Below are 8,450 nucleotides of genomic sequence, written 5' to 3'. Positions count from 1 at the left end.
TGGGGGCCTCGGGCCAGTACGTTCAGGCTGCGCCCCAGCGGCACCAGCACCAGGCAGGTCATCAGCAGCAGGAGCAGCGGCGGCCAGGGGGTGCGGGAGTAGGAAAGGTCGCCCATCAGCCAGTAGAGCATGCCGGGCAGCCGCTCGGCGGGGCTCAGCGCCAGCATCAGGGTAATCACCGCGCCCCAACCGGCGGCCACCACCACGCCGGTCAGCAGCAGCCGAGAAGGAGTCCAGCCGCCCCGGCCATGGGCCAGGCCAAACACCAGCAGCGTCGATACCAGCGCCCCCACGAATGCAGAACCGGAGACCAACAGGCCGCCCAGGCCCGCCAACATGGCCGCCAAGGCACCAATCGAGGCGCCGCCGGAAAGCCCAAGCACGTAGGGGTCGGCCAGCGGGTTACGCAGCAGCACCTGCATCAGCGCCCCGGCCACGGCCAGCAGCCCGCCCACCGCAAAGGCCGAGAGCGCCCTTGGCAGGCGCAGTTCCACCACCAGGGTGCGCGCCAGCGTATCGCCCTGCCCCTGAACCACGCCCCAGAGCTGAGCCATGGAAAGCGAGGCGCTGCCCACCGTCAGCGAAAACAGCAGCGCCGCCACGGCCATCAGGGCCAGCAGGCCAAGGGGTGTCCAGCGGCGCAGCGGCATCAGGCGTCCTCGCGCTTCTGGCGCGCCTGGTCGAGTTTGTCGCACAGCAGCTGTGCGCCTTCCAGCAGCCGCGGGGTGGGCCGCTGGATCAGTGAAGGCGGTACGAAGTAGAGGTTCTCCTTGGCCACCGCATCGAGGTGAGGGTATTGCTCCCAGTGGGTCAGCCAGTGGCGGTTCTCTTCGCCCATGCCGCCCGCGATGATGGCTTCCGGGTTGGCGGCCAGCACGGCTTCGTCATCCAGTCTGGGCACCAGCCGTTCCAGGCTTCCAAACACGTTCTCGCCGCCGCACAGGGTCACCACCTGGCCAATCAGGTGTTCGTCACTGACGCCCATCAGCGGCTCGTCCCATACCTGGTAGAACGTGGGTACCGGGTCGCGTTCGCTATAGCGCACGGTGAGCGCGGCCATGCCGTCTCGGAACTCGCTGGCCGCCTGCCGCCCTATTGGCTCGGTACCGGCCAGCCGGGCGAGTCGTTCGATGGTATGGGCGACCGCTTCCACGCTGCGCGGCTCGATGTAGAACACCGGCATGCCCAGCGCTTCCAGGGTCTCCATCTGCTCGGCGGGGTTACCGGTGACCCAGCCGATGACTAAATCCGGGGCAAGCCCGACCAGGGCCTCTAAATCAATCCGCGTGTGGCTGCCCACCGAAGCCACTTCTTGGGCTTGTGGCGGGTAGTCGCTGTAGCTCACCACGGCCACGACCTGATCTCCTGCGCCTGCGGCGTAGGTCAGCTCCGTTGCCCCTGGGGAGAGCGTGGCAATACGCCGTGCAGCGTTGTGCAGGCATAATTCGCGGTCACGAGCATCTACCACGCAGCGTGAGTGGTCGTGGCCCTGGACAGGTATGGCTATGAGCAAAAACGCGAGGCCCAAGGCCCCGCGCATTAACCCACGTTGGCTACTGGCCAAAGTGAACACTTAAGAACCCTGCTCGGCCTGCGTTGATGTAGTCACGCGAGGTTTCATACTCTTTATCAAAGGCATTTTCTACCGTAACACGGGCCGTCCAAAGCGGTGCAAACTGCCATCCCGCACGTAGATTAACCAACCCATAGCCACCCAATCGCTGAGTATTAGAGGCATTATCATAGCGGTAACCTTGTGCTACTAACGACCCTCCCAATGACCAATCGCCAAGCTCGCGGTCAGCATCTAGCCGCACACTTTGGCTAGCACGGCGGGCTAGTCGATTGCCTGTTTCCTGATCTTCCGGGTCCAGGTAGGTATAGGCAGCTTGCAGTACCCAGTCGTTGACTTCTACGCCGCTTGAAAGCTCAGCACCGCGAATACGCGCATTATTGACGTTTTGTGGCGCCCACAAACCGCTTGGCGTCGGCGCCCAGGCAATCAGGTCGTCGTAGTCGTTTTGGAAGACGGCCACGTCCCAGAACCACTGGCTGTACTGGCCGCGAACGCCCACTTCAACGGTTTCAGATTTTTCCGGATTGAGATCAGGGTTGCCAGAGTTCGGCCAATAGAGGTCATTAAAACTCGGGGCTTTAAACGCCGTGCCTATACTGGCGCGCAGCGTATGGTAGTTATCCAGTTCGTAGCCCAGCGCCAGGCTGCCGGTCACTTCATCGCCATACGCCTCGTTATCGTCATAGCGCAGGCTGGCCTGAACAGCGAATGGCGCAAAGTCCAGCAACGCCTGACCAAAGACCGCCTTGTTATCGCGCTCTTCGACATCATAAGGGCCATCCCAAGGCATATCCCCGGTAATACTACCGACCACACTATCGTTCAGATACTCCGCGCCGACAATCAGCTCATGCACACCGGCACTCAAGGTATTCTCCCAGCGAGCCGTGCGTGTCTGGGTGTCGAGGATGGAGTCATAGGCATGGTTGACGCTCTCATCACGCGCTTCGCTAAGCGTCAAGCGGCTGCGCCAGTTATCCGTGATCGGTAGCTCACCGTAAATTCCCGCCACCTGCTGTATATAGTCCGTCGTAGCCAAGCTACCACTTTCATCATACTCAGTGGTACCGCGCGCCCTCAGTGCCAGAAACCCCACTTCCGCGCCATTACCGAAAGTATGCGACATGCGCGCCAGCGCCGTGGTGTTGTCGTAGCCCATATCCTCACCACCACGACGCACCGGCTCACCATTGGTATCGAAATGGCTGGCGGCAAAGCTATAGCGGGTACCGCCGCTGCTGCCGGAAAGGCCGGCACTATAGCGCTGGGTATCGAAGGAGCCGCCGCCAAACGAGAAGCGTGGGTAGGGGCCACCCTCTTCGCCATCGTGCGTAAACAGCTGTACCACACCACCCATCGCGTCGGCGCCATAGAGACTGCCACGCGGGCCGCGCACGATCTCGGCACGCTGGAACATGCGTGGATCGAGGTACTGCCAGGCAGCGCCACCCGCGGTGGCCGAGCGCAGGCGAATACCGTCGATCATTAGTGTCGTTGCGTCATTACCGGTACCACGGATATAGACGCCACCGCTCTTGCCGAAACTGCCATTGGAAGTGACATCGACCCCCGGCTGGCCGCGCAGCAGATCAGTAACACTGGTCGGGTCCTGGCGGCGAAGCGTCGCTTCATCCAGAACGGTGACCGAAGAGAGGCTTTCGTTGGCGGTACGCGGTGCCAACGCCGCCGTCACGACGACAGGATTGAGCGTATCGTGACTGGCCGAGGCCTGCTGCTGCGCCTGCGCATGAACGGCCATGGGCACGGCGGCCATGGCAAATGCCGCCAACGTGACGGTAGAAGATAAACGTTGCATGATGGACCCCTTGCGCACTGTGCTCACCCGCACAGCGTGTTTTTTAGTGGCCGGTGCAGGCGCACACGCAAGGCAGGCAAGCTGCGTTGGCAGCCCACCCTACACCCTGCACATGCCCACCGCATGCCGGTAATCCGTGGCTTTTCAGCCGTCACTCCTGGGCCGGTCTCCGGGCTGACGAGCGAAAGGAGGCGCTTTTTTCAAGCGCCGACCCTTTCCGAACGACCACCTTCCCATGCCTGAGCACAGTGGCGTCCTGGCCGTTCTTGTCTCGATCACCGTTGCGGGGGCAGCGTTGGATTGACGCAGTCGCGTTCACCAACTTCCCGTTTAACTGAGGGCGAAGGGTCGCCATCAGCACCTAAGAGTGCGCGTAAACTAGCAACTTGCGCTAATCAGGTCAATTTTGGCCAGGCGGGGCGTGCTGCACTATGTCGGACTTTATGCCGTGCTTTTCAGCGCTTGCACAAGCCCATGGCGCACGTACCACACCTGGCTTGCCTGGGCAGCGGCGTCCTGGGTGAACCAACCGCTGAGATCCCTCAGGCGGCGCTGGTCCCTTGCCATGGGCACCAGGCCTCGGCCCAGCTCGTTGGCAATCACCACCAGGGTGGCGTGCTGGCCTGCCGCTGCCTCGTCCAGGCGCTGCAGATCTTCGCGCCAGTGGGCGCGCCATTCGTCGCTGCTGAAGTCGGAGTGAATGGCCGCCGAAAGCCATTCGAACAGGCCATGCAGCACCAGCGGAGTACCGGGGTGCATGGCGTGGGACACTTCCTGCAAGCGCTGGCCCGGCGCCAGGCGCCACCACACCGCGCCGGGAAAGCGCTGTTTTACTGCGTCTCGCTTGCCTGCGCTGGCACCGCCGATGAACAGTTGCATTGCCACTCTCCTTTGCCTGCATCGTTGGGCTGATAGGTCAGCTGCCAGCGACGGCCCTGGGCCTGATGGACGATGCCCGCCCAGAAATCCAGCGTTTCGAACCGGCGGCGCAGCTCACGAATCACCCCGCCGTGGGTCACCACCAGCACCTTGCGATGGCCCTGTTCGCGCGCCTGTTGCGCCACCTCTTCCAGCCAGCCATCGAGGCGCTCGCGCAGCTGGCCAGACGACTCACCGCCGGGTATCTGCAGCTCGCCCGCGCTGTCTATCCAGGCGCGGTAGTGCGGCAGCTCCTTGAGCTCATCGTAAACCTTTCCTTCGTACTCGCCAAAATCCAGCTCTCGCAAGCGCGGCTCCCGGTACACCGGCATGCCGGGCCTGGCCGCCTGTGACCACGCCAGGGTTTCCTGGCAGCGGCCCAGGTCACTGGCATGAATGGCATCGAAACGCTCGCTTGCCAAGGCGTCACGCAGGGCCAGCAGGCCCGCTTCCGCGTCCGGGAACAGCAGTGGAATGTCGCGCTGCCCCTGGTACCGACGCTCCAGATTCCAGGACGTTATACCGTGGCGAACTGCCACCAGCTCCACATCAAGACCAGTAGCCAAAGCTCTCCTCCTTCGATAGTGGCACCCACCATGTCACCGTTGATGCCGTGAAATAAGCGCAGCAGCGCCTGACGCATCAGCACGACCCACAAGGCCGTGGCCACCAGCCAGACCCACAGCCCCGGCATGAACAGTGCCCCGACCAGCAGCGGCAGCAGGGCCAGCACCACGTCCCTTCGGCCCAGCGACTGCTGCCAGCTAAAGGCCAGGCCGCTGGGCTGGGCACAGGGCGTCAGCACCAGCAGGGCCACCCCCGCCAGCCGACCCAGCGCGGGGGCCACCGCCAGCCAGCCAAGCGGCGCCTGATAGTGCACCAGCGCCCATAGCAGCACCCCTTTCCAGGCCAGCAGAAACACCAGCGCCAGCATGCCAAAACTACCCACCACCGGGTCTTTCATGATCTCCCATCGGCGGGCCACGGGCTGGTTGCTGCCCAGCGCATCGGCCAGGTCCATCACGCCATCCAGGTGCAGGCCACCGGAAATGGCCACCCACAGGCTAAGCAGCACCAGCGCCGTGATGGGCGATGGGGTTTGCCACTGGCCCAACAGCAGGGCGACACAGGCTAGCAGCGCTCCCACCATCAGGCCCACCAGCGGGTAGGCGCGAATGGCCCAGCGCCGAGTGGCCGGTGTCCAGGGGCAGGCAACGGGGATCGGCAGGCGCGTCAGAAACTGCAGCGCCAGCAGCATGCCGTACAGGGCATTTTTCATGGTGCGCCAGCCGCCTTCCATTCGATGGTCTGCCCGGCCACTACCTCCACCACCCGGTCGGCCTGGGCCGCCAGCCAACGGTGCAGCTTTTGCAGGAATTCCACGTAGCGCCACACCTCTGCCGAGGCAGGCAAGGGCGCTTCGTTGAGATCGTTGGAGACCACTACCAGCGTCACCCCCCGGCGGCGGGCATCGTGAAGCGCACGCACCAACAGCGCAAAGGCTTCCGTTTCACTGACCGGGGCGGCGTCCTCCTGAGTATTGAACATCACCTGGCTGGCCCAGAGGGTCAGGCAGTCCAACAGGGCGGCATGGCCGTTGGGCACCTGGGCCACGGCCTGTTCGATGTTGAGCGGAGCTTCCAGGGTGACCCAGTGGTTGGCGCGGCGGGCCTGATGATGGCCTACCCGTTCGGCCATTTCGCTATCGTAGATGTCGGCGGTGGCCACGTAGTAACACGTCTTGCCGTCGGCGTACTGCTGAACACACTGCTCCGCCACCAGGCTCTTGCCCGACCGAGCCCCTCCACTAACAAAGACAATCATTCAGCACCTTTAACAACCGATCATTGGTCACACCATCGCGCAGTGCCAGCCTTAGCCAACCACCCTTCAGGCCAGCAAAACCATGGGTATGTCGCGCCAGCATACCTTGGTGAAGCAGGCGTTCAAGCAGCACGATACTGGAAATGCCCCGCTGCCGCTGAGCGGCCCCAGGCCGCACCAGATGAAAGCAGCTGTGGCTGGGCACCACCTCCAACCCCAGCGCGGCCAGGGCAGCGCCCATGCGCGGCTGCTCACCGGCCAACCACTGGTGGGTACGCCGGGCAAAGCCCTCATCCGCCAGCAGCGGCGGCACCAGTTCGGCGGCCAGATGATTGACGCTCCAGGGCGGTTGCTGCGCCTGAAGCTGAGCGATACGCCGCTCATCGGCCAGCACGTAGCCCAGCCGCAGGCCCGGCAGGGTAAAGAATTTGGTCATGGAGCGCAGCAGGATCAACGCCGGGTAGCGTTGGAGCAGCGGGGTCAGCGGTGCAGCCTCCAACGCCAGATCGATAAAGGCTTCATCCACCACCAGCGAGACCCCCGATTTCAAGGCGTCCAGCAGCGCTTCGATAAGCGCCACGGGCAGCAGCGTGCCGGTGGGGTTGTTGGGGCGGCATACGAACACAACATCAGCGCTGGCCGCCGCCTGCAGCAACGCGGCCGCGGGCGGGTCGAAGGTGCCCGGCAACAGGCCAAGCTCGCTGATGCGCACACCGTGGGCGTTGCAGGCCCGGGCGTACTCGCCAAAGGTGGGGGTGACGATCAGCGCCTGCTGGCCGGCGTGGTGCGCCGCCGCCAGAAAGATGGCTTCCGCACCGCCGTTGGTGAGCAGTACCTGCCCCGGCTCCACGCCTGCGTGTTCGGCAATTGCCTGCCTGGCGGCGCGGTAGTCCGGCTCGGGGTAGCGGCCCAGCCCAGCCAGACGCTGGGCCAGGTAGCCGGTTACCCAGTCGGGCGGGCCCAGCGGGTTCAGGTTGGCGCTGATATCTTCCAGCGGGTGGTCGGCAGGCAGGCCAAAGCGCTGCAGCAGCGCGGCGGCCTGGCCACCGTGGCTTGGCCAATGGTCGAGGGGTAGGTTGCCGGGCTGGCCGCGCATCACCCGGCCCCCGTAGCCATCACGAGGCACAGTTGCTGGAAAAACAGCTGCAGGAAGAACAGCAGCAGGAAGAAGAGCAGCCAAGCCCCGTGCATCAGCCAAATCGTGGTAGTGATGTGGCTGGCTTTCAGTAAATCATGGGCGGTGCCCAGCGTGGCCCGGTGTGATACTTGCCCCTGGTAGACGTTGGTGCCGCCCAACTGGACGCCCAGCAAATTCGCCACCATCGCCTCGGGCCAACCCGCGTTGGGGCTTGGGTGGCGGGGTGCCTCGCGCCAGGTGGCCGCCAGGGCACCTCGCCAGCGCAGAGGTGAGCGGTGAAACACCCCATACAGCACGCCCGCCAGCCACAGGCACAGGGCGGTCAGCCGGGCAGGCAGCCAGTTGGCCAGGTCGTCCAGCCTGGCCGAGGCGTAGCCGAAGTCGCCGTAGCGTTCGTTCCGGTAGCCCACCATGGAGTCCAGCGTATTGACGGCCTTGTAGGCCAGCGCCAGCGGCGCGCCCCCCAGCAGCGCAAACAGCAGCGGCGAGGTAATGCCATCGACGGTGTTCTCCGCCACGGTTTCCACCGCGCCCCGGGTAATCTCGGCTTCATCCAGAGCCTGAGTATCACGCCCCACCACTCTGGACAGCGCCTGCCGCGCGCCGGGCAAATCGCCCTGCCGCAACGGGGCGGCAATGGCCCGCCCGGCATCCGCCAGCCCCTTGATGGCCAGCGTGGTGGCCAGCAGCCACAGCTCGGCGGCCAGCCCCAGCCAGGGGTGCACCCACGACAACAGCGCAAGCCCCAGCCAGGCCACCGAAAAGGTGCCCAGCACCACCACCAGGGTAAGGCACCCGCCCAACAGGCGCCGCCGCTGGGGGCTGCCGTGGTTCCAGCGGTGCTCCAAAGCGCTAATCGCCTTGCCGATGATCACCACCGGGTGGGGCAGCGTGCGCGGGTCCCCCACGATCAAATCGATGACGATGGCCAGCGCGACCCATCCGGCCAGAGCGGGCAGGCTCAGCAAGTCGAGGCTCATGGTGCCTTGCCACTCACCCCCGCTTGGGAGAACGTGGCCATGTCACTGAGCATGGCGGCAGCAGCCTGTAGCAGCGGGTAAGCCAGCGCCGCCCCACTGCCCTCGCCCAGGCGCATTTCCAGGGCCAGCAGCGGCTGCGCCGACAGGGCTTCCAGCGCCAGGGCGTGGCCCGGCTCCGCCGAACGGTGGCCAAATACC

At 64.7% G+C, this 8,450-nt stretch carries 10 protein-coding genes and 1 riboswitch; all 10 genes read right to left on the bottom strand.

Annotated elements, in window-relative coordinates; all coding sequences use genetic code 11:
• Window positions 1-650 (bottom strand): FecCD family ABC transporter permease (locus B7L72_RS00715; protein ID WP_081192019.1); only part of this gene is annotated, 650 nt, incomplete at its 3' end.
• Window positions 650-1,540 (bottom strand): cobalamin-binding protein, encoded by an 891-nt coding sequence (locus B7L72_RS00710; protein ID WP_081192017.1) that lies wholly within the window; start codon window positions 1,538-1,540, stop codon window positions 650-652. The genes B7L72_RS00710 and B7L72_RS00715, both read right to left, overlap by 1 nt.
• Window positions 1,541-1,553: 13 nt before the next feature.
• Window positions 1,554-3,392 (bottom strand): TonB-dependent receptor domain-containing protein, encoded by a 1,839-nt coding sequence (locus tag B7L72_RS00705; protein WP_081192015.1) that lies wholly within the window; start codon window positions 3,390-3,392, stop codon window positions 1,554-1,556.
• 143 nt (window positions 3,393-3,535) lie between these two features.
• Window positions 3,536-3,772: riboswitch (cobalamin riboswitch) on the bottom strand.
• Between the two features lie 61 nt (window positions 3,773-3,833).
• Window positions 3,834-4,271 (bottom strand): bifunctional adenosylcobinamide kinase/adenosylcobinamide-phosphate guanylyltransferase, encoded by a 438-nt coding sequence (locus tag B7L72_RS00700; protein WP_081192013.1) that lies wholly within the window; start codon window positions 4,269-4,271, stop codon window positions 3,834-3,836.
• Window positions 4,223-4,876: a histidine phosphatase family protein gene (locus B7L72_RS00695; RefSeq protein ID WP_176212811.1), complete on the bottom strand. Its 654-nt coding sequence runs from the start codon at window positions 4,874-4,876 to the stop codon at window positions 4,223-4,225. The genes B7L72_RS00700 and B7L72_RS00695 overlap by 49 nt, the downstream gene beginning before the upstream one ends.
• Window positions 4,828-5,589 carry an adenosylcobinamide-GDP ribazoletransferase gene (locus B7L72_RS00690; RefSeq protein WP_081192029.1) on the bottom strand — a complete coding sequence of 254 codons (762 nt, stop codon included), beginning with the start codon at window positions 5,587-5,589 and terminating at the stop codon, window positions 4,828-4,830. Before B7L72_RS00690 ends, B7L72_RS00695 begins: the two co-directional genes overlap by 49 nt.
• Window positions 5,586-6,134, bottom strand: a complete 549-nt coding sequence (locus tag B7L72_RS00685; protein WP_081192009.1) for a bifunctional adenosylcobinamide kinase/adenosylcobinamide-phosphate guanylyltransferase — start codon at window positions 6,132-6,134, stop codon at window positions 5,586-5,588. Before B7L72_RS00685 ends, B7L72_RS00690 begins: the two co-directional genes overlap by 4 nt.
• Window positions 6,118-7,230, bottom strand: coding sequence for a threonine-phosphate decarboxylase CobD (gene cobD, locus B7L72_RS00680; protein ID WP_081192007.1), 1,113 nt, complete (start codon window positions 7,228-7,230; stop codon window positions 6,118-6,120). Before cobD ends, B7L72_RS00685 begins: the two co-directional genes overlap by 17 nt.
• Entirely contained in the window at window positions 7,230-8,252 is a 1,023-nt protein-coding gene (cbiB, locus tag B7L72_RS00675; protein ID WP_081192005.1) for an adenosylcobinamide-phosphate synthase CbiB, read from the bottom strand. Before cbiB ends, cobD begins: the two co-directional genes overlap by 1 nt.
• On the bottom strand, window positions 8,249-8,450 hold a 202-nt coding region (locus tag B7L72_RS00670), incomplete at its 5' end, for a nicotinate-nucleotide--dimethylbenzimidazole phosphoribosyltransferase (RefSeq protein WP_176212810.1). The genes B7L72_RS00670 and cbiB, both read right to left, overlap by 4 nt.

Source organism: Halomonas sp. BC1 (genome assembly GCF_002078135.1).
Classification (GTDB): domain Bacteria; phylum Pseudomonadota; class Gammaproteobacteria; order Pseudomonadales; family Halomonadaceae; genus Vreelandella; species Vreelandella stevensii.
Note: the sequence above shows the minus strand (reverse complement) of the source record. Positions and strands in the feature narration are given on the sequence as shown.

Bases quoted from the DNA above. Each gene is read 5' to 3' on its own strand.
- B7L72_RS00690 (WP_081192029.1), bottom strand. From the start codon at position 5,589: ATGAAAAATGCCCTGTACGGCATGCTGCTGGCGCTGCAGTTTCTGACG.
- B7L72_RS00685 (WP_081192009.1), bottom strand. From the start codon at position 6,134: ATGATTGTCTTTGTTAGTGGAGGGGCTCGGTCGGGCAAGAGCCTGGTG.
- cbiB (WP_081192005.1), bottom strand. From the start codon at position 8,252: ATGAGCCTCGACTTGCTGAGCCTGCCCGCTCTGGCCGGATGGGTCGCG.
- B7L72_RS00710 (WP_081192017.1), bottom strand. From the start codon at position 1,540: ATGCGCGGGGCCTTGGGCCTCGCGTTTTTGCTCATAGCCATACCTGTC.
- B7L72_RS00705 (WP_081192015.1), bottom strand. From the start codon at position 3,392: ATGCAACGTTTATCTTCTACCGTCACGTTGGCGGCATTTGCCATGGCC.
- cobD (WP_081192007.1), bottom strand. From the start codon at position 7,230: ATGCGCGGCCAGCCCGGCAACCTACCCCTCGACCATTGGCCAAGCCAC.
- B7L72_RS00700 (WP_081192013.1), bottom strand. From the start codon at position 4,271: ATGCAACTGTTCATCGGCGGTGCCAGCGCAGGCAAGCGAGACGCAGTA.